General features: G+C 64.7%; 13 protein-coding genes, 2 tRNA genes, 3 rRNA genes and 1 other RNA gene. 12 read left to right on the top strand and 7 right to left on the bottom strand.

The features are described from left to right. Window positions 1–58 precede the first annotated feature (58 nt). From LA521A_RS16080 to LA521A_RS16115, 8 genes are all read left to right on the top strand, one after another. Window positions 59–4,570 (top strand): EAL domain-containing protein, encoded by a 4,512-nt coding sequence (locus LA521A_RS16080; protein ID WP_281779859.1) that lies wholly within the window; start codon window positions 59–61, stop codon window positions 4,568–4,570. A 77-nt stretch (window positions 4,571–4,647) separates the two neighbouring features. Continuing rightward, the gene (locus LA521A_RS16085; protein ID WP_206861792.1) at window positions 4,648–4,869 is read left to right on the top strand and encodes a TIGR02449 family protein; all 222 of its coding nucleotides are present in this window, start codon (window positions 4,648–4,650) and stop codon (window positions 4,867–4,869) included. A gap of 7 nt (window positions 4,870–4,876) precedes the next feature. Then, window positions 4,877–5,176, top strand: a complete 300-nt coding sequence (locus LA521A_RS16090) for a cell division protein ZapA (RefSeq protein ID WP_115844112.1) — start codon at window positions 4,877–4,879, stop codon at window positions 5,174–5,176. A gap of 125 nt (window positions 5,177–5,301) precedes the next feature. Further along, window positions 5,302–5,488, top strand: a non-coding RNA gene (ssrS, locus tag LA521A_RS16095) — 6S RNA. A gap of 162 nt (window positions 5,489–5,650) precedes the next feature. Beyond that, window positions 5,651–6,238 carry a 5-formyltetrahydrofolate cyclo-ligase gene (locus LA521A_RS16100; protein WP_281779860.1) on the top strand — a complete coding sequence of 196 codons (588 nt, stop codon included), beginning with the start codon at window positions 5,651–5,653 and terminating at the stop codon, window positions 6,236–6,238. Next, the gene (locus tag LA521A_RS16105; protein ID WP_281779861.1) at window positions 6,235–6,705 is read left to right on the top strand and encodes an EVE domain-containing protein; all 471 of its coding nucleotides are present in this window, start codon (window positions 6,235–6,237) and stop codon (window positions 6,703–6,705) included. Before LA521A_RS16100 ends, LA521A_RS16105 begins: the two co-directional genes overlap by 4 nt. A 42-nt stretch (window positions 6,706–6,747) precedes the next feature. Next, on the top strand, window positions 6,748–7,410 hold the full coding sequence (gene rpiA, locus LA521A_RS16110; protein ID WP_281779862.1) for a ribose-5-phosphate isomerase RpiA: 663 nt from the start codon (window positions 6,748–6,750) through the stop codon (window positions 7,408–7,410). A 129-nt stretch (window positions 7,411–7,539) separates the two neighbouring features. Further along, window positions 7,540–9,009 (top strand): DNA polymerase Y family protein, encoded by a 1,470-nt coding sequence (locus LA521A_RS16115; RefSeq protein ID WP_281779863.1) that lies wholly within the window; start codon window positions 7,540–7,542, stop codon window positions 9,007–9,009. Window positions 9,010–9,362: 353 nt separating this feature from the next. On the opposite strand, the gene rrf is transcribed toward LA521A_RS16115, so the two are convergent. From rrf to LA521A_RS16140, 5 genes are all read right to left on the bottom strand, one after another. Next, window positions 9,363–9,477: ribosomal RNA gene (rrf, locus tag LA521A_RS16120) — 5S ribosomal RNA — on the bottom strand. Window positions 9,478–9,636: 159 nt separating this feature from the next. After that, a 23S ribosomal RNA gene (locus tag LA521A_RS16125) occupies window positions 9,637–12,499 on the bottom strand. Between the two features lie 233 nt (window positions 12,500–12,732). After that, a tRNA-Ile gene (locus tag LA521A_RS16130) sits at window positions 12,733–12,809 on the bottom strand. Between the two features lie 74 nt (window positions 12,810–12,883). Further along, window positions 12,884–12,959 (bottom strand) — tRNA-Ala (locus LA521A_RS16135). Window positions 12,960–13,074: 115 nt separating this feature from the next. After that, window positions 13,075–14,619 (bottom strand): 16S ribosomal RNA (locus LA521A_RS16140). The 16S, 23S and 5S rRNA genes sit together here with 2 tRNA genes alongside, the layout of an rRNA operon. Before the next feature lie 571 nt (window positions 14,620–15,190). Between LA521A_RS16140 and LA521A_RS16145 the strand changes: the two genes are divergently transcribed. Beyond that, window positions 15,191–15,637 carry a DUF192 domain-containing protein gene (locus LA521A_RS16145; RefSeq protein ID WP_281779864.1) on the top strand — a complete coding sequence of 149 codons (447 nt, stop codon included), beginning with the start codon at window positions 15,191–15,193 and terminating at the stop codon, window positions 15,635–15,637. An 18-nt stretch (window positions 15,638–15,655) separates the two neighbouring features. Here the strand turns inward: LA521A_RS16145 and LA521A_RS16150 are convergent, their stop codons facing one another. Further along, window positions 15,656–15,847: a rubredoxin gene (locus tag LA521A_RS16150; protein ID WP_425494533.1), complete on the bottom strand. Its 192-nt coding sequence runs from the start codon at window positions 15,845–15,847 to the stop codon at window positions 15,656–15,658. Between the two features lie 69 nt (window positions 15,848–15,916). Between LA521A_RS16150 and thiE the strand changes: the two genes are divergently transcribed. Together thiE and hemL are read left to right on the top strand one after the other, a co-directional pair. Further along, on the top strand, window positions 15,917–16,585 hold the full coding sequence (gene thiE, locus LA521A_RS16155; RefSeq protein ID WP_281779866.1) for a thiamine phosphate synthase: 669 nt from the start codon (window positions 15,917–15,919) through the stop codon (window positions 16,583–16,585). Beyond that, entirely contained in the window at window positions 16,582–17,868 is a 1,287-nt protein-coding gene (gene hemL, locus LA521A_RS16160) for a glutamate-1-semialdehyde 2,1-aminomutase (protein WP_281779867.1), read from the top strand. Before thiE ends, hemL begins: the two co-directional genes overlap by 4 nt. Window positions 17,869–17,925: 57 nt before the next feature. Here the strand turns inward: hemL and LA521A_RS16165 are convergent, their stop codons facing one another. Next, on the bottom strand, window positions 17,926–19,158 hold the full coding sequence (locus LA521A_RS16165) for an acetylornithine/succinyldiaminopimelate transaminase (protein WP_281779868.1): 1,233 nt from the start codon (window positions 19,156–19,158) through the stop codon (window positions 17,926–17,928). 110 nt (window positions 19,159–19,268) lie between these two features. Here LA521A_RS16165 and LA521A_RS16170 point away from each other — a divergent pair, with 110 nt between their 5' ends. Beyond that, a complete protein-coding gene (locus LA521A_RS16170) occupies window positions 19,269–20,141 on the top strand; it encodes an ion transporter (protein WP_281779869.1) in 873 nt (290 codons plus the stop codon). Window positions 20,142–20,143: the final 2 nt, after the last annotated feature.

Consider the following 20,143-nt stretch of genomic DNA (forward strand, 5'->3'; position numbering starts at 1 on the left):
GGTGTTCGTGTTCCGCCAGTCCTTCTTGCCAGCCGCCCGGCTTGCCGGCGCGGCGTTCGTGCTCGCTGCGGCCCTGGCCGGGACGGCCGGCGCCGCCACGCGCGACTTCTATTTCGACCGCCCCGGCAGCGAACGCGGCCTGGTCCAGAACACCGTCACCGCGTTCGCGCAGGACACGCAAGGCTACGTCTGGGTCGCCACGCAGGGCGGCCTGCACCGTTACGACGGCCAGCGCTACCTGCCCTACCGCCACAACCCGCGCGACGCCGCGAGCCTGCCGGACAGCCACATCACGGCGCTGGCGATGGACGGGGATCAGGCACTGTGGGTCGGCACGTATTCGGAATACCTCAGCCGGCTGGACCTCGCCGACGGCCAGATCCGCCGCTTCATGGCGTCGGGCACCGCGCACCCGCATCGCCAGGTGCTGGCGATCCTGCCGCAGCGCGGACAGGTGTGGGTGGGCACGGGTGCCGGGCTGGAGCGCCTGGATCCCGCCACCGGCAAGCGCCAGACCGTCGTCCCGCTGGAGACGCAGGTCGTCGGCACCGCGGGACGGCAGAGCCTGCTCGCCGCACGGGACGGCGTGGCATGGTGGGGCGGCCCGCAGGGGCTGTACCGGCTCGATGGCAGCCTGCCCGAGCGCATCGGCCCGGCCGAGGCCGTCGCCACGCTGTTCCAGGACACCGCCGGCCAGTTGTGGCTGGGACGCCGCGACGGCCTGTTCCGCCTGCACAGCAACGGTCGCGAACTCGTGCGCGCCTGGCCGCAGCAGCCGATGCCCGACGACGCCGCGCCGATCGTGCGCGCGATTGCGCAGGCGCCGGACCGCCAGCTGTGGTTCTCGGTCTACGGCTACGGCCTGCGCAGGCTGGATCCCGCCACCGGCCACGTCGAGGAAGTACGCGAAGAGCCCGGCATCGACGCGAGCCTGCCGGACGATTCGATCAACGCGCTGATGATCGACCGCGGCGGGATGCTGTGGATCGGCGGGCAGTTCCGCGGCGTCGCGGTGACCGATCCGCGCGGCACACGGTTCCGCTACGTGTTCAACATGGAGAACCCGCGTCGCCCCGACAGCCCGGCCTCCGCCGACAGCATCCGCTCCATCGTGCAGGGGCAGGACGGCGCGCTGTGGGTGGGCACCGACAACGCGCGGCTGTTCCGCTATTCGCTGCAGGACGATCGTTTCGAAGACCTGAGCCCGCTGCTCGCCGACCAGGGCCGCGCGCCGCACGTCACCGGTTTCGCGAAGGCGAGCCCGGACGATCTGTGGGTCGCCACCGATGCCGGGCTGTACCGCCTGGATCCGCAGCGTCGCACCGCGCGACCGCTGCCGGTACCGGAGCTCGGGCGTACGCCGCTGCGCACGCTGATGCTGGGACGCGACGGCTCGCTGTGGATCGGCAGCCACGGATTCGGCGCGTATCGCTATCGCCCCGACAGCGGCCAGCTCACCCATTTCGCCTATCGCGAGAACGATCCGAGCGGGCTGAGCTATCCCGTCGTGCACGCGATGGTCGAAGACAAGCACGGCCACGTGTGGTTCGGCACCGGCGACGGCCTCGACGTGCTCGATCCGGCGACCGGTCGGCTGCGTCACTTCCGCCACTCCAACCGCGATGCACGCAGCCTGCCGGGCAATCGCGTGCGCGCCTTGCACCTGGCCAGCGATGGCTCGCTCTGGGTCGGCACGCATGCCGGCCTGAGCCGCATCGTCGAAGCGCAGGACGGCAGCGTGCACTTCGCGCATCCGCTCACCGGCACGCTCAGCAGCGACCTGGTGCCGGTGGTGTTCGCGATCGCCGAAGCACCGGCCGGCCGGCTGTGGCTGAGCACGCAGGCCGGAATCATCAGCTACGACATCCGCGACGAGCGCACGCGCAGCTACGGCCTCGCCGATGGCCTGCAGGATCTGGAATTCCACGGCGGATCGGTCGCGCAGCTGGGCGACGGACGCATCGCGTTCGGCGGCGTGCGAGGCCTGAACCTGTTCGACCCGACGCGCATGCGCGAATCGGCGTACACCGCGCCGCTGCGGCTGCTGGGCGCGTGGGTGGGCAACCAGGCCAAGGCCGACCCGCGCTCGCTGTGGCAGGCGCCGAAACTCGACCTGGACGAAGGCGACGGCCTGCTGCGCCTGCGCATCGGCGCGCTGGATTTCGCGCCGACGGCCGCCACGCGCTACCGCTATCGCATGGACGGCTTCGACCACGACTGGATCGACAACGGCACCGCGCAGGACGTCACCTATTCGCGCCTGCCGTCGGGCCACTACACGTTCCTCGTGCAGGCGACCAACCGGCACGGCGCGTGGAACGATGCGACGCTGGAGATCCCCGTGCACGTCGCGCCGCCGCTGTGGCGCCACCCGCTGGTGATCGCGGCCGGCGTGTTGGCGTTCCTTGCGCTGGTCGGTGGACTGACCTGGCGCCGAATGCAGGATCGCCGTCGCGAACGCGGCTACTTCGCGCAGATCCGCGAACGCGACGAACGCCTGAAGCTCGCGCTGTGGGCGTCGGGCGAGCAGTTCTGGGACTACGACCTGGAGCGCCGCGTGCTGCGTCGCACGCGTGCCGACGACCAGGCGGGGCTGACGACCGATCTCGGCGTGCAGACGCTGGTCGATGCGAACCTGCAGATCCATCCGGACGACCTGCCGCGGGCCATCGCGCAACTTCGTCGCCATCTGCGCGGCGAAACGCCGCTGTACGTGTCCGAACACCGCGTGCGTGAGACCGACGGCAAGTGGGTCTGGATGCGCGCACGCGGCCGCGTGGTCGAACGCGACGGCACCGGCCGTGCACTGCGCGTAGCCGGCACGGCGCGCGACATCACCGCCAACCGCAGCGCCGAGCGCGACCGCCGCATCGCCGGCCAGGTGCTCAACAGCATGATGGAAGCGGTGGCGGTGTTCGATCGCGAATTCCGCTTCGTTTCGGTCAATCCGGCCTTCACCCGCATGACCGGGTACTCCGACGCGGAAGTGATCGGTCGCCCGACACGGCTGCTCGACAGCGACCAGCACGATCCGGCGTTCTACCAGCACGTGCGCGGCGAGTTGCGGCGCAACGGCCGGTGGTCGGGCGAGATCTGGCAGCAGCGCAAGAACGGCGACGAATTCCTGTGCTGGTTCCAGGGCAGCGAAGTGCTCGACGCCGGCGGCCAGCACGGGCATTACGTCGCCGTGCTGGGCGACATCACCGACCAGAAGCGCGCCGAGCAGGAACTGCGCTACCTCGCCAACTACGACACGCTCACCAGCCTGCCCAACCGCGCGCTGCTGTCCGAGCGCCTGTCGCGCGCGATCGTGAAGGCGCGACGCGGAAACACGCGAATCGCGATGCTGTTCCTCGACCTGGACCGCTTCAAGGACATCAACGATTCGCTCGGCCATGCCGCCGGCGACCGCATCCTGCGCGCGGCCGCGCATCGCCTGCAGCACGCGGTCGGGCCGACGCATACCGTCGCTCGCCTGGGCGGCGATGAGTTCACGGTCCTGCTGGAAAACCTCGAAAGCAACGAGCACGCCGAGCAAGTCGCGCGCGACGTGCTCGCTTCGTTCGAAGCGCCGCTGGACATCGACCAGCGCCACGACGTGGTGATCTCGCCCTCCATCGGCATCAGCCTGTACCCCGACCACGCGCTCGTGCCGACGGACCTGCTCAAGCACGCCGACACCGCGATGTACCAGGCCAAGGCCGCGGGCCGGCGCACGTTCATGCGCTACACCGAGGCGATGGACGTGGAAATCCGCGGCCGCGCGACGATCTCCGCCGCGCTGCGCGGCGTGCTCGACCGCAACGAACTGCGGCTGGTTTTCCAGCCCAAGCTTTCGCTGGACCATTCGCGCATCACCGGCGTGGAAGCGCTGCTGCGCTGGACCAGCCCGGAACTCGGCGCGATCTCGCCGGCGCAGTTCATCCCGCTGGCCGAGGAAAGCGGACTCATCCTCGACATCGGCGAATGGGCGCTGCGCGAGGCCTGCAGCGTGCTCAAGGGCTGGCGCATGAAGGGCCTGGACCAGCTGACGATGGCGGTGAACGTCTCGTCGCTGCAGCTGTTGCGCGGCAACCTGCCCAAGCAGGTCGCGCGCGCGCTGGTGGAAAGCGGCGTGCCGCCGGAGATGCTGCAGCTGGAGCTGACCGAGAGCGTGATCATGGCCAACGCCGGCCAGACGTCGGCGACGCTGGACGCGTTGCGCTCGCTGGGCGTGGGCCTGGCGATCGACGATTTCGGCACGGGGTATTCGTCGCTGGCCTACCTCAAGCGCCTGCCGATCCACACGCTGAAGATCGACAAGGAATTCATCGGCGACCTCACCCGCGACGCGGATGACGAGGCCATCACCACCACGGTCATCGCGATGGCGCATTCGCTGGGTCTCACGGTCATCGCCGAAGGCGTGGAGACCGAGGCGCAGATGCAGTTCCTGCGCGGCCGCGGGTGCGACGAGATCCAGGGCTACTGGCTCGCGCGACCGCTGGAAGCGGCGGCCTGCCTGTCCTTCATCCGGGGCTGGACGCCGCATTCGGTGCCGGTCGCCAGTGGGACGGTCGGCACGGTCTGACGGCCGTCGTGAACGGGCGCGGCGCCCCGCCCGGTCGCGCCCTTGACCCGTCACCCCGCCCTGCTATCGTGCCCGGCATGGAACAGGCCCATCTCCTCGCACAAATGCAGTCGCTGGCCGACCGTGTCGAGCAGTTGGCCGAACGCGCGCGTCGCCTCGCCGAGGAGAACCGCAGCCTGCGCCAGCAACAGGAACAGCTGATGGGCGAGCGCTCCGCCCTGCTCGCCAAGAACGAACAGGCGCGCACGCGGGTCGAGGCGATGATCGCGCGGCTGAAATCGCTGGAACAGCACACGTGAGATCGCAATGACCAGCGAAGTCGTCAGCATCCGCCTGCTCGATCGCGAATACACCGTCGGGTGCGAGCCCGGCGAGCGCGACAGCCTGCAGGCTGCCGCGAAGCTGCTGGACGGGAAGATGCGCGAGATCCGCGGCACCAACCGCATGGCGGCGCTTGATCGCGTCGCGGTGCTCGCAGCGCTGAACCTCGCACACGACCTGCAGCAGATGCGCGACGAACTGGCCACGCGCGACCGCGAACTCGAGCGCACGCTCAACACGCTGCATCGCCGACTCGACGATCTGTTCGACGTTCCGGCGCGCTGAATTGCGGTATCGCGTCGGCGCGCCATCGGCACCCTGAATCCGGCGTGTTCGTGCACTGAATCGTTCCCGTGCCGGCACCGACGAGCGGGCACGCAGGCAAGGGTCGCCGCGCTATACTTTCGCCTCGTCCTCTGCTGTGCGCGACAGCGTGCGCAAACATTCGCCTTGTCCCTTAATGACGACCACGGGGGCGCGGCGGACGCCCGGAGTGCAGGTCCGCCTCGTAGCGGGAAGCCCGAAGGCATCCAAGCGTCCCCACTTGAACCCCGGGTTCAAGGTCGTTTCGCAAGCATCGCCATTGGCGGAGGACTTCCATCTCACGGTCGCGGCAGAAATGCCGCACCCCGATTCGGGCGCGGATTCGCGCCCGAATTTTTATGCTCCGGCGCGCGGTCTCGCGCCCGGATTTTGTACCCTCGTTGATTCCGTCCACCGGCCGCCCTCGCGCCGCCGCCTCCAAGGATCCTGCGCTGCATGACGGTCGACCGCACGGCGCTGCGCCGCGAACTCCGCAACCGCCGCCGTGAACTGGCCGCCGGCGAGCGCATCGCCGCTGCCGAGCGTCTTTCCGAACGGCTGCTGGCGCTTCCTTTCGCGCCGACATCGGGATACGTCGCCGGCTACTGGGCAATGGACGGCGAGATCGCGCTGCATGTGTGGCAACTGCGGCTTCCGCGCGACTGCGTCTACTGCCTTCCCGTGCTGAACGACGATGGTCGCCTGCGCTTCGCGCCCTGGCGTCCGGGCGACGCGCTGGTCAGCAACCGGCATGGCATTCCCGAGCCCGACATCGCCGAAACCTCGATGCTCGACGCCGAGCAGATGGACCTCGTGGTGGCGCCGGTGGTGGGCTTCGACGGTCGCGGCCACCGGCTCGGCATGGGAGGCGGCTGGTACGATCGCAGTTTCGCATTCCGCCACCAGCGCCCCGCGCCCCCGTGGCTGGTCGGTGCCGCATTCGACGAGCAGCGCGTCGACGCACTCGACCGCGCGGATTGGGACGTCGCGCTGGATGCGGTGTGCACGCAATCGTCCACGCTCGACTGCAGGAGCCCCGAATGAGCGCCCGTCGCCGCTACTGGCTGATGAAGTCCGAACCGGACACCTTCTCCATCGACGACCTCGAACGCGTGCGCACCGAGCCGTGGAACGGCGTACGCAACTATCAGGCGCGCAATTTCATGCGCGACGGCATGCAGGTCGGCGACGGCGTGCTGTTCTACCACTCCAACACCGACGTGCCCGGCATCGTCGGCACGGCGACGGTGGCGAGCAAGGCATACCCGGACGAGACGCAGTTCAATCCGAAGTCCGACTACTACGACCCGAAGAGCTCGCGCGAGGAACCGCGCTGGTTCCTCGTCGATGTCGCATTCGATCGCAAGCTCAAGCGCACCATCACGCTGGACGAACTCAAACAGCATGCCGACAAGCTCGGCGAGGACTTCGCACTGATTCGCCGCGGCAATCGCCTGTCGGTGCTGCCGGTATCGGCGGCGCAGTGGAAGTACCTGTTGTCGCTCGAGTGATCCCGTCGCGCTCCGCGAATCTCCACACCCCGTGCATCCCCTATGAGCGAATCCAAGCGCCTGGCTGGCGAGAAAGCCATCGAGTACGTCGAAGACGGCATGATCGTCGGCGTCGGCACCGGCTCGACCGTCGCCTTTTTCATCGATGCGCTCGCGCGCGTGAAGGACCGCATCAAGGGCGCCGTGTCGAGCTCCGACCAGAGCACCGCGCGCCTGCGGCAGCATGGCATCGAGGTGCTGGATCTGAACGCGACCGGCCCGCTGTCCCTGTACGTCGACGGCGCGGACGAGTGCGATCCGCACAAGCGCCTCATCAAGGGCGGCGGCGCGGCGCTCACACGCGAGAAGATCATCGCCGAGGCCAGCCAGAAGTTCGTGTGCATCGTCGACCCGAGCAAGCGCGTCGACGTGCTGGGCAGGTTCCCGCTGCCGGTCGAAGTGATCCCGATGGCGCGCAGCCTCGTCGCGCGCGAGATCCAGGCCATGACGCGCGCCCAACCGGTGTGGCGCCAGACCGCAGACGGCGCCGGCGTGATCACCGACAACGGCAACGTGATCCTCGACATCCACGGGCTGTCCATCGTCGACCCGGTCGGTCTGGAACAGGCGATCAACCAGATCCCGGGCGTGGTGAGCGTGGGCCTGTTCGCCCGTCGCCCGGCGGACGTGGTGATCGTCGGCGGCGAGCCGCCGCTCGTGCTCTGAGATCGGGACGATCTCAAGCACCGTTGGCCGGTCTCACGGCTTGAGACCGGCACCATCGACAATCGGGTCGCACATCGGCCGGCGACTTCGCCGCGCGAGACTTCTTTCCGGTGCACCCGCCGGCCCGCCATGACCCTGCGCTGCCTCTTCGTCGACTTCAACTCGTACTTCGCGTCCGTCGAGCAGTACGACGAACCGGCGTTGCTCGGCCGGCCGGTCGCGGTCGTGCCGGTCATGTCGGCCACCACCTGCGCCATCGCCGCGAGCTACGAAGCCAAGGCGTTCGGCGTGAAGACCGGCACGCCGGTCTGGGAAGCGCTGGAGCGGTGTCCTGACATCGTGCTGCGCGAGGCGCGCCCCGCCCGCTACATCGCGATGCATCACCGGCTGATGGCTGCGATCGAAGAGTGTATCCCGCTCGGCAAGGCGGAATCGATCGACGAGGTGCCGTGCTGGTTGATCGGCCGCGAACGTGAACGCGTCCATGCCGAAGCGATCGCGTCCCGCATCAAGCAGCGTCTGATCGATGAGGGTTTCAGCCCGGCGATCCGGTGTTCGATCGGCATCGCGCCGAATCGCTTCCTGGCCAAGACGGCCTCGGACATGCGCAAGCCCGACGGGCTGACGGTGCTGGAGGACTCGGACTTGCCGAATGCGCTGCATGCGCTGGAACTGCGGGATTTCTGCGGGGTCGGGCCGGCGGTCGAGCAACGACTGCTGCGTGCAGGCATCCACACATCGGAACAGCTGTGCGCTGCATCGCGCGCGCAGTTGCGCGCTGCGTGGGGCAGCATCGAGGGCGAGCGCTACTGGTTGCAGCTGCGCGGCCATGAACTGCCCGGACGCACCGAGCGTCGCGCATCGCTCGGGCACTCGCATGTGCTCGGCCCGGAACTGCGCACCTTCGAGGGCGCGCGTGCCGTGCTGTTCAAACTGCTCGCCAAGGCGGCGATGCGGCTGCGGCACGAACGCTATCTGGCGGGCGGGCTGTCGATTCGCATGCGCTTCGTCGGAATGGACAAGCGATTCGAACGCGACCTGACGTTTGCGCCGCTGGATGACACGCCGACGCTGTTGAGGCTTCTAGGCGACGAGCTCGCGTCTCTGGAGACCGCGATCCTTCGACGGCGCTGGAACGTGAAACGGCATCCGCCATTGTCGGTCGCCGTAACGCTCACGCAGTTGGAACCGATGGGCAGCATCACGCAGGAGCTGATGGAATCGCGCGGACGCGCCAAGGCCATCAGCGCGACGCTGGACTCGATCAATCGCCGTTACGGCAACAACGCGCTCTACTTCGGCGCGATGCAGGAAGCCCTGGAGCAGGATGCCGCGCCGATGCGCATTCCCTTCGCGACCATTCCCGAGGTCGGTTTGGAAGAAGACGTGGGAGCACGCACCAAGCCTGCGGATAGCGCGGAGGAGCTTTGGCTCGAACGCGAACGCCAGTTCAAGGTAATGGCCGAGGAGGCGCACCGGAAGGCACGGGAGCAGCCGGAGCGGGTTCGGGCTGCAACGAAGCCGTTCGGCGTGGGCGGCTGGGCACGTAATCCGGTCGTCGAGCCGGAGGCGCCGGGGACTACGGGGTCGTTGTTCTAAATCGTAGGAAAAGCGGGTGGGATGCGGTGCGAGTTCCGCGCGTCCGGCGGAGCCTTTTGCCTCGTAAACAAATGCCGGCCTGGCGGGCCGGCATTGTTGTTTCTATGCGGCACAGGCACCGGGCCAGTATCTGATCGCACGCGCGCGCTTCGGGCACGCAACCGAACGCCGGCCGCTGGGTCGGCGTTTTCATTTGCCACGCATAGTGGTTAGGCGTGAACCGAGCGGCGGCTGGTAGCGGGGACGAGCAGATGCACCGTCTGCGGACACATTTCCCGACACGCGCGTTGATGCATTTTCAAACGCACAAAAGAAGAAGGCCGGTCCTGTCGGACCGGCCTTCTGGGTAAAGCCCCTGGCGATGACCTACTCTTGCATGGCTTAAGCCACACTACCATCGGCGCATGTGCGTTTCACTTCCGAGTTCGGAATGGGATCGGGTGGGACCACACAGCTATTGTCACCAGGGAGAGGGTGGAGGGTCGCGGGTTCCGGTGAACTGGATCGCGCACACGCTCTCGTTGGGTTGCTCGGGACGCAGGGCGTCCTTCGCGGATAGGTTGGGATAAGTAGCGAGTGAGCCGAACGTCACGACGTTGTCGTAAGTCCAAGGCCACTTGAGGTTATATGGTCAAGCCACACGGATCATTAGTACTGGTTAGCTCAATGCATTGCTGCACTTACACACCCAGCCTATCAACCACCTGGTCTTGATGGTTCCTTCAGGGGAGTCAAGCTCCCGGGAGATCTCATCTTGAGGCGCGCTTCCCGCTTAGATGCTTTCAGCGGTTATCGCTTCCGAACATAGCTACCCGGCAGTGCCACTGGCGTGACAACCGGAACACCAGAGGTTCGTCCACTCCGGTCCTCTCGTACTAGGAGCAGCCCCTCTCAAATCTCCAACGCCCACGACAGATAGGGACCGAACTGTCTCACGACGTTCTGAACCCAGCTCGCGTACCACTTTAAATGGCGAACAGCCATACCCTTGGGACCGACTACAGCCCCAGGATGTGATGAGCCGACATCGAGGTGCCAAACACCGCCGTCGATATGAACTCTTGGGCGGTATCAGCCTGTTATCCCCGGAGTACCTTTTATCCGTTGAGCGATGGCCCTTCCATACAGAACCACCGGATCACTAAGACCTACTTTCGTACCTGCTTGATCCGTCGATCTTGCAGTCAAGCACGCTTATGCCTTTGCACACAGTGCGCGATGTCCGACCGCGCTGAGCGTACCTTCGTGCTCCTCCGTTACACTTTGGGAGGAGACCGCCCCAGTCAAACTACCCACCATACACGGTCCCCGATCCGGATTACGGACCTAGGTTAGAACGTCAAGCACATCAGGGTGGTATTTCAAGGATGGCTCCACGCAAGCTAGCGCCTGCGCTTCATAGCCTCCCACCTATCCTACACAGACGAACTCAACGTTCAGTGTAAAGCTATAGTAAAGGTTCACGGGGTCTTTCCGTCTTGCCGCGGGAACGCTGCATCTTCACAGCGATTTCAATTTCACTGAGTCTCGGGTGGAGACAGCGCCGCTGTCGTTACGCCATTCGTGCAGGTCGGAACTTACCCGACAAGGAATTTCGCTACCTTAGGACCGTTATAGTTACGGCCGCCGTTTACCGGGGCTTCGATCAAGAGCTTCGCCTTGCGGCTGACCCCATCAATTAACCTTCCGGCACCGGGCAGGCGTCACACCCTATACGTCCACTTTCGTGTTTGCAGAGTGCTGTGTTTTTGATAAACAGTCGCAGCGGCCTGGTCACTGCGGCCCTTCTCGGCTATGAACCAAAAAGGGCGCACCTTCTCCCGAAGTTACGGTGCTATTTTGCCTAGTTCCTTCACCCGAGTTCTCTCAAGCGCCTGAGAATTCTCATCCTGCCCACCTGTGTCGGTTTACGGTACGGTCTGCGTAAGCTGAAGCTTAGGAGCTTTTCCTGGAAGCGTGATATCGGCAGCTTAGTCCTAAAGGACTCGTCCTTAGTCTCAACGTTGCCCCCCGGATTTGCCTAAGGGGACCGCCTCAACTCTCTCACCGGGACAACCAACGCCCGGCCTGCCTAACCTTCTCCGTCCCTCCATCGCACTTACGCGAGGTGCTGGAATATTAACCAGCTTCCCATCGACTACGCATTTCTGCCTCGCCTTAGGGGCCGACTCACCCTGCGTCGATTAACGTTGCGCAAGGAAACCTTGGGCTTTCGGCGTGCGGGCTTTTCACCCGCATTATCGTTACTCATGTCAGCATTCGCACTTCCGATACCTCCAGCGGACTTCTCAATCCACCTTCATCGGCTTACGGAACGCTCCTCTACCGCGCATACAAAGTATGCACCCCAAGCTTCGGTTCCGTGCTTAGCCCCGTTAAATCTTCCGCGCAGACCGACTCGACCAGTGAGCTATTACGCTTTCTTTAAAGGGTGGCTGCTTCTAAGCCAACCTCCTGGCTGTCTGTGCCTTTCCACATCGTTTTCCACTTAGCACGAAATTTGGGACCTTAGCTGTGGGTCTGGGTTGTTTCCCTTTTCACGACGGACGTTAGCACCCGCCGTGTGTCTCCCATGCAGTCTGTCCTGGTATTCGGAGTTTGCCATGGTTTGGTAAGTCGCAATGACCCCCTAGCCATAACAGTGCTCTACCCCCAGGAAGATTCACATGAGGCGCTACCTAAATAGCTTTCGAGGAGAACCAGCTATCTCCGGGTTCGATTAGCTTTTCACTCCTAATCACACCTCATCCCCTACCTTTGCAACGGGAGTGGGTTCGGGCCTCCAGTTGATGTTACTCAACCTTCACCCTGGGCATGACTAGATCACCCGGTTTCGGGTCTACTGCCCGCGACTATGCGCCCTTATCAGACTCGGTTTCCCTTCGCCTCCCCTATACGGTTAAGCTCGCCACGAACAGTAAGTCGCTGACCCATTATACAAAAGGTACGCCGTCACCCTTGCGGGCTCCGACTGCTTGTACGCACACGGTTTCAGGGTCTATTTCACTCCCCTCTCCGGGGTTCTTTTCGCCTTTCCCTCACGGTACTGGTTCACTATCGGTCGGTCAGGAGTATTTAGCCTTGGAGGATGGTCCCCCCATGTTCAGACAGGGTTTCTCGTGCCCCGCCTTACTCGATTTCATCGAAAGAGCTCTTTCGCATACCGGGCTGTCACCGTCTATGGCCAACCTTTCCAGGTTGTTTTGCTAGAACTCAATCAACTTAAGGGCTGGTCCCCGTTCGCTCGTCACTACTTAGGGAATCTCGGTTGATTTCTTTTCCTCCGGGTACTTAGATATTTCAGTTCTCCGGGTTTGCCTCCAGCAGCTATGTATTCACTGCAGGATACTGCTTGCGCAGTGGGTTTCCCCATTCGGACATTGCGGGATCAATGCTTGTTGCCAGCTCCCCCGCACTTTTCGCAGGCTGCCACGTCCTTCATCGCCTCTGACCGCCAAGGCATCCACCGTGTGCGCTTATTCGCTTGACCATATAACCCCAAGTCGCCTCAGGGTCGTCTGTGTTCGGGGGTACAAAGCCCAAACGCGAATTCAACGACTCAATTATAAGGTGCCTTTCGGCACCCGCCTTAGCCTCACGACACGTCATGGACATTCGTCTCAAAACGCTCGCTACTTTCCCAGTTTTCAAAGAACACGATCCGGCCTCAACGCCGTACCGCTTCAATTCTTGATGTGTGCGCAATCTAGTTTCGTTCGGGAGTGGTGGGTCTGGGAGGACTCGAACCACCGGCCTCACCCTTATCAGGGGTGCGCTCTAACCACCTGAGCTACAGACCCAAAAGTCGTGCGTGTTTCCTTGAACGGTCCGCACAGGGATGTGCGGGCTGTTGCGAAGGATTCGCGTCATAGCTTGGTGGAGCTTGTCGGGATCGAACCGACGACCCCCTGCTTGCAAAGCAGGTGCTCTCCCAGCTGAGCTAAAGCCCCATGTTCAATCGAGTGAACGGGACGCTCCCGCGAAACTCCCCCTTGGGAGTTTCCGGAACTAGATGCAGGTCACTTGTGCGGACGTCCGGCCAGCAATTAGCTGTCTTTAGTCTCTAAAGGAGGTGATCCAGCCGCACCTTCCGATACGGCTACCTTGTTACGACTTCACCCCAGTCATCGGCCACACCGTGGCAAGCGCCCTCCCGAAGGTTAAGCTACCTGCTTCTGGTGCAACAAACTCCCATGGTGTGACGGGCGGTGTGTACAAGGCCCGGGAACGTATTCACCGCAGCAATGCTGATCTGCGATTACTAGCGATTCCGACTTCATGGAGTCGAGTTGCAGACTCCAATCCGGACTGAGATAGGGTTTCTGGGATTGGCTTGCCCTCGCGGGTTTGCAGCCCTCTGTCCCTACCATTGTAGTACGTGTGTAGCCCTGGCCGTAAGGGCCATGATGACTTGACGTCATCCCCACCTTCCTCCGGTTTGTCACCGGCGGTCTCCTTAGAGTTCCCACCATTACGTGCTGGCAACTAAGGACAAGGGTTGCGCTCGTTGCGGGACTTAACCCAACATCTCACGACACGAGCTGACGACAGCCATGCAGCACCTGTGTCACGGTTCCCGAAGGCACCAATCCATCTCTGGAAAGTTCCGTGCATGTCAAGGCCAGGTAAGGTTCTTCGCGTTGCATCGAATTAAACCACATACTCCACCGCTTGTGCGGGCCCCCGTCAATTCCTTTGAGTTTCAGTCTTGCGACCGTACTTCCCAGGCGGCGAACTTAACGCGTTAGCTTCGATACTGAGGGCCAAGTTGCCCCCAACATCCAGTTCGCATCGTTTAGGGCGTGGACTACCAGGGTATCTAATCCTGTTTGCTCCCCACGCTTTCGTGCCTCAGTGTCAGTGCTGGTCCAGGGTGTCGCCTTCGCCACAGATGTTCCTCCCGATATCTACGCATTTCACTGCTACACCGGGAATTCCACACCCCTCTACCGCACTCTAGTAAGCCAGTATCCAATGCAGTTCCCAGGTTGAGCCCAGGGCTTTCACATCAGACTTAACAAACCACCTACGCACGCTTTACGCCCAGTAATTCCGAGTAACGCTTGCACCCTTCGTATTACCGCGGCTGCTGGCACGAAGTTAGCCGGTGCTTATTCTTCCGGTACCGTCATAACACCCGAGTATTAATCGAGCGCTTTTCTTTCCGGACAAAAGTGCTTTACAACCCGAAGGCCTTCTTCACACACGCGGCATGGCTGGATCAGGCTTGCGCCCATTGTCCAATATTCCCCACTGCTGCCTCCCGTAGGAGTCTGGACCGTGTCTCAGTTCCAGTGTGGCTGATCATCCTCTCAGACCAGCTACGGATCGTCGCCTTGGTGGGCCTTTACCCCGCCAACTAGCTAATCCGGCATCGGCTCATCTATCTGCGTGAGGCCCGAAGGTCCCCCACTTTCTCCCGTAGGACGTATGCGGTATTAGCGTAAGTTTCCCTACGTTATCCCCCACAAATAGGCAGATTCCGATGCATTCCTCACCCGTCCGCCACTCGCCACCCAAGGAGCAAGCTCCTCTGTGCTGCCGTTCGACTTGCATGTGTTAGGCCTGCCGCCAGCGTTCACTCTGAGCCAGGATCAAACTCTTCACTTAAAATTGCAGAACCCGAAGGTTCAATATCTTGAGTGCAGAGCCCGTTCCAGGCACCAAATTACTCGCTTGCATTTGCATGCATTTGAATTGACTTGTTGCTCTGTTACGAACGTCTGCTTATGGACAACCATCCACTCGCCAGACGCCCGCACAAGTCACCTGCGCACACTGTCAAAGATCCCGGGGCCGGCCTCAGCGCCTTTCCCTTTTCTTGCCTCACCCCGTCGCACCGAAGCGCCCGAGGGAGCCGACTACTATACAGCGAATTTCGATTCCGTCAACACCGTGTCGAGATCTTTTTCGCTGCCCCCGCCTGCCGTTCAGTGCCTCTTTCAAGGCCGTCCCGGGTAGCGGGCCGCGCATCTTACAGCACCTTCGAAGTTCGTCAACCGCCCTTCGAAATCCGCCGCTTCAACCGCGCCCCGCGTCAGTGATTCACCTCGGCGGGGCGCGCATTGTGCACATGCGTGGCGGCTTTGTGAAGGGGGTCGCTCGAACTTTTTCTGTTGACTCGCGTTGGGGCCTGCCGGATGTTCCCTCTTCCCTTGTTCACGTTGTCCCGGAGCCTCGTATGACCGCCTTCCGTCTGTTGTTCGTCTGTTGTGGCCTCGCGCTGTCGGGCTGCGCCACCGGCGCCGACGCGTGGGTGGAGCTCGGCGGCAAGCGTTATGCGGTGGAAGTGGCCGACGACGAGGCCGAACGCGAGCGGGGCCTGATGTTCCGCGACGAACTGGCGGCCGATCGCGGGATGCTCTTCATCCACGACCGGGAGGAGCCGATCGCCTACTGGATGAAGAACACGAAGATCCCGCTGGACATCCTCTACTTCGATTCAGGCCGGAAGCTGGTGTCGCAGCAGCGCGACGTGCCGCCCTGCTCGCTCGGCGACCGCTGCCCGCCGTATCCCAGCAATGCGCCGGCCCGTTACGTGCTCGAACTGAACGCCGGCCAGGCGGCGCGGCTGAAACTGCAGGACGGGGCCGAACTGACCTTCAGCCCGGGCCTGACGAAACCCTGAGCCGGCCGATGCCGCGCTTCAGAGCGGCATCATCTCGAAATCGTCCTTGGTGACGCCGCAATCCGGGCACGTCCAGGTGTCCGGCACGTCCTCCCAGCGGGTTCCGGGGGCGATGCCCTCTTCCGGCAGCCCCTGCGCCTCGTCATAGATGAAGCCGCAGACGACGCACATCCAGGTGCGGAACGTGGTGGTCGCGGCGGTCTCGGACATGGGCGGATAATGCGTGCTTTGCGGAACGCGCATTGTCCCACCGCGTCCGCGTACACGGAAGCTTCCCGCATGAATCCGCCCCGGCCGCCGCGCGGCCTCTACGCCATCACGCCCGACGATTCCGACACGCGCCGCCTGATGGCGCGCGTCGAAACCGTCCTGGCGGCCGGCACGACGTGGCTCCAGTACCGCAACAAGGCCGCCGATGCTTCCCTCCGCGAGGCGCAGGCGCGCGAGCTGCTTCCGCTGTGCCGCCGCTACGGCGTTGCGCTGATCGTCAACGACGACTGGCGCCTCGCGGCGGCGATCGGCGCCGACGGCGCGCATCTGGGAGAGGACGACGGCGAGCTCGCCGCGGCGCGTGAGGCGCTGGGCGCGACCGCGATCATCGGCGCCTCCTGTTACGACGACCTCGACCTCGCGCGACAGGCCGCTGCCGCCGGGGCCAGCTACATCGCGTTCGGCGCGTTCTTTCCCTCGCCGACCAAGCCCAATGCCCGGCGCGCGACGCTCGACCTGCTGCGCGACAGCGCCGCGTTGGGCGTGCCGCGCGTCGCGATCGGCGGCATCACGCCGGACAATGCGCGCCCCCTGGTCGATGCGGGCGCCGACCTGCTCGCCGTGATTTCCGGCGTGTTCGACGCGGCCGATCCGGCCGCCGCGGTGCGCGCCTACCTCGACTGCTTCGATGCGCGCCCCGCGCATTCCTCCCTTACGAAGGACACCCGTACGCCATGAACCAAGAACGCTCGCACGCCCTGTTTTCCCGCGCCCGCGAACTCATCCCCGGCGGCGTGAATTCGCCGGTGCGCGCATTCAAGTCGGTCGGCGGCGAACCGTTCTTCGCGCAGCGCGCGGAAGGCGCCTACCTCATCGACGTGGACGGCAACCGTTACGTCGACTACGTCGGCTCGTGGGGCCCGATGATCGCCGGCCACGCGCACCCGCAGGTGCTCGCTGCGGTAACCGACACCATGGTCAATGGCCTCAGCTTCGGCGTGCCCAATCCGCTGGAAGTGACGATGGCCGAGCGCATCGCGCAGATCGTGCCGAGCTGCGAAATGGTGCGCATGGTGAACTCCGGCACCGAAGCCACGCTGTCGGCGATTCGCGTCGCACGCGGCGCCACCGGCCGCAGCCGCATCGTCAAGTTCGAAGGCTGCTACCACGGCCACGGCGACAGCTTCCTGGTGAAGGCCGGCAGCGGCGTGATGACGCTCGGCCTGCCCAATTCGCCCGGCGTCCCCAGCGCACTGGCCGACCTGACCTCGACGATTGCGTACAACGATTTCGACGCGGCCACCAAACTGTTCGATGAAGTCGGCAGCGAGATCGCCGGCCTCATCATCGAGCCGATCGTCGGCAACGCGAACTGCATCCTGCCGCGCGACGGCTACCTGCAGCACCTGCGGGAGCTGTGCACGAAGCACGGCGCGCTGCTGATCTTCGACGAAGTGATGACCGGTTTCCGCGTCGCGCTCGGCGGCGCGCAGGCGCGCTACGGCATCACGCCGGACCTGTCGACCTTCGGCAAGATCATCGGCGGCGGCATGCCGGTGGGCGCGTACGGCGGCCGTCGCGACCTCATGGAACAGGTCGCGCCGAGCGGCCCGATCTACCAGGCCGGCACGCTCAGCGGCAATCCGGTCGCGATGGCCGCGGGCCTGGCGACGCTGGACCTGATCCAGGTGCCTGGCTTCCACACCGAGCTGGAGCGTCGCACGCACGTGCTGTGCGACGGCCTTGAAGCGGCGGCGCGCGATGCGGGCATCGCGTTCACCACCACGCGGGCACCGGGCATGTTCGGCCTGTATTTCCGCGAGGGTCCGGTGGAAACGTTCGAAGACGCGAAGGCGTCCGACACCGCGCGCTTCAACCGCTTCTTCCACGCCATGCTGGGTCGCGGCGTCTACCTTGCGCCGTCGGCGTTCGAGGCGGGTTTCCTGTCGAGCGCGCATGGTGAGGCCGAAATCGCGCACACCGTCGAAGCGGCACGCGCCTCGTTCGCGGAAATCGCCTGACGTATACAAAAATCCCCGCGAAAGCGGGGATTTTTGCTTGAGGCGCCGACGTCCCGATCAGCCCGCGTTCGCAACGAACGCACGCAGCGCCACGCGCAGGCGCTGCAGGCCGTCGGCGATGTCCGCGTCGTCGATGTTCAACGCCGGCACGAAGCGCAACACGTCCGGTCCGGCCTGCAGCAGCAGCAGGCCGTGATCGCAGGCGATGTCGAGGATCGCGCCCGCCTTGCCGGCATGCGCCTCGCGCAGCTGCGCGCCGAGCATCAGGCCGGCGCCGCGGATTTCGGAAAACAGGCCCAGTTCCGCATCGATCTGCGCAAGCGCATCGCGGATGGCGAGCGACTGGCGCGTGACGTTCGCGAGCAGTTGCGGCGACGACAATTCCGCCAGCGCCGCACGCGCGACGGCCGCGGCGAGCGGGTTGCCGCCGAAGGTCGTGCCATGCGCGCCGAACTGCATGGTTTCGGCGGCTTTCTCGCCCACCAGCATCGCGCCGATCGGGAAACCGCTGCCCAGTGCCTTCGCGAGCGTCACCACGTCGGGCGTCACGCCGTACGCGTGGCACGCGAACAGATGCCCCGTGCGTCCCATGCCGCACTGGATTTCATCGAGCATCAGCAATGCGCCGAAGCGATCGCACAGCGCGCGCAGGCCCAGCAGGAACTCCGCCGTTGCCGGCGTCACGCCGCCCTCGCCCTGCACCGGCTCGACCAGCACGGCGCAGACGTTGCCGGAGGCCATCGCGGCTTCGGCTGCGGCGAGGTCGTTGAAATCGCTGTAGACGAAGCCCGGCGGCAGCGGCTCGAAACCCTCGTGGTACTTTGGCTGCGCACCGGCAGTGACGGCCGCGAGCGTGCGCCCGTGGAAGCTGCCGCGGAAGGTAAGGATGCCCCGCTGCGCCGGCGCGCGCCCCTGGGATGCAGACCACTTGCGCGCGAGCTTGATCGCCGCTTCGTTGGCTTCGGCGCCGGAATTGCAGAAGAACACCCGCTGCGCGAAACGCGAGGCGGTGACGAGCTCCTCCGCCAGGCGCAGCGGCGGCTCGCTGACGAACACGTTGCTGGTGTGCCAGAGCTTGCCGGCCTGTTCGGTGAGCGCGGCGACGAGCGGCGGATGCGCATGGCCGAGCGCGTTCACAGCGATGCCTGCACCGAAGTCGACGTATTCGCGACCGTCGCGATCCCACACGCGTGCGCCGCGCCCATGGTCGAGCACGATCCGGCGCGGCCGGTAGACCGGCAGGTAATAGCGTTCGGACAGCGAGAACAGGTCGGACGACGAGGCGGTCATGGCGATCGAATGAGGGCGGAATACGACATTGTCGCCGATCCGGACCGTCCTCGCGGGGTTGGCGCGGCCTGCACGAGCGCCTTCGCACAATCGGGCGCAGGAGGACGTCCATGCCCCTGCTGATGGATCCGCAGCTCCAGCCGGCGACCGAGACCGGCTGGCGCCGCCGCTGGTTCGACATCGTGTTCCGGCACGACACGCGGCGCTCGCGCAACTTCGACCTGGTGCTGATCGCGGCGATCCTGGTCAGCGTCGTCGTGATCATGCTCGACAGCGTCGCGCGCATCCACGCGCGCCACGCCGACGTGCTGCACGGGCTGGAGTGGGGTTTCACGCTGCTGTTCACGGCCGAGTACGTGCTGCGCCTGGCGGTGCTGCGCCATCCGTGGCGTTATGCGATCAGCCTGTGGGGACTGGTCGATCTCGCCTCGATCCTGCCGACGTACCTGTCCGTGCTGCTGCCCGGAAGCCAGAGCCTTCTCGCGCTGCGGATCCTGCGCATGCTGCGGCTGTTCCGCATCCTCAAGCTCACGCACTACGTCGAGGAAGGCGGCGTGCTGGTCGGCGCGTTGTGGCGCAGCCGGCGCAAGATCTTCGTGTTCGTGTGCGCGGTGCTCACCATCACCGTGATCTTCGGCGCGCTGATGTACGTGGTCGAAGGCCCCGAGCACGGTTTCGCGAGCATCCCCACCAGCATGTACTGGGCGGTGGTGACGATGGCGACCGTGGGCTTCGGCGACATCGCGCCGCAGACCACGCTCGGGCGTTTCATCACCTCGCTGCTGATCCTGATCGGCTACAGCATCATCGCCGTGCCCACCGGCATCTACACGGCGGAACTCGCCACCAGCCTGCGCGAGGCCAGCGGCGATACCGGCCATCTCGACCGCCGCGGGTGCACGTCCTGCGGGCTGGAAGGCCACGACCCGGCCGCGCACTTCTGCCGTCATTGCGGCACGGCGTTGCCGTCGTCGACCGGTTGAAC

This window comes from Lysobacter auxotrophicus, from assembly GCF_027924565.1.
Lineage (GTDB): Bacteria > Pseudomonadota > Gammaproteobacteria > Xanthomonadales > Xanthomonadaceae > Lysobacter_J > Lysobacter_J auxotrophicus.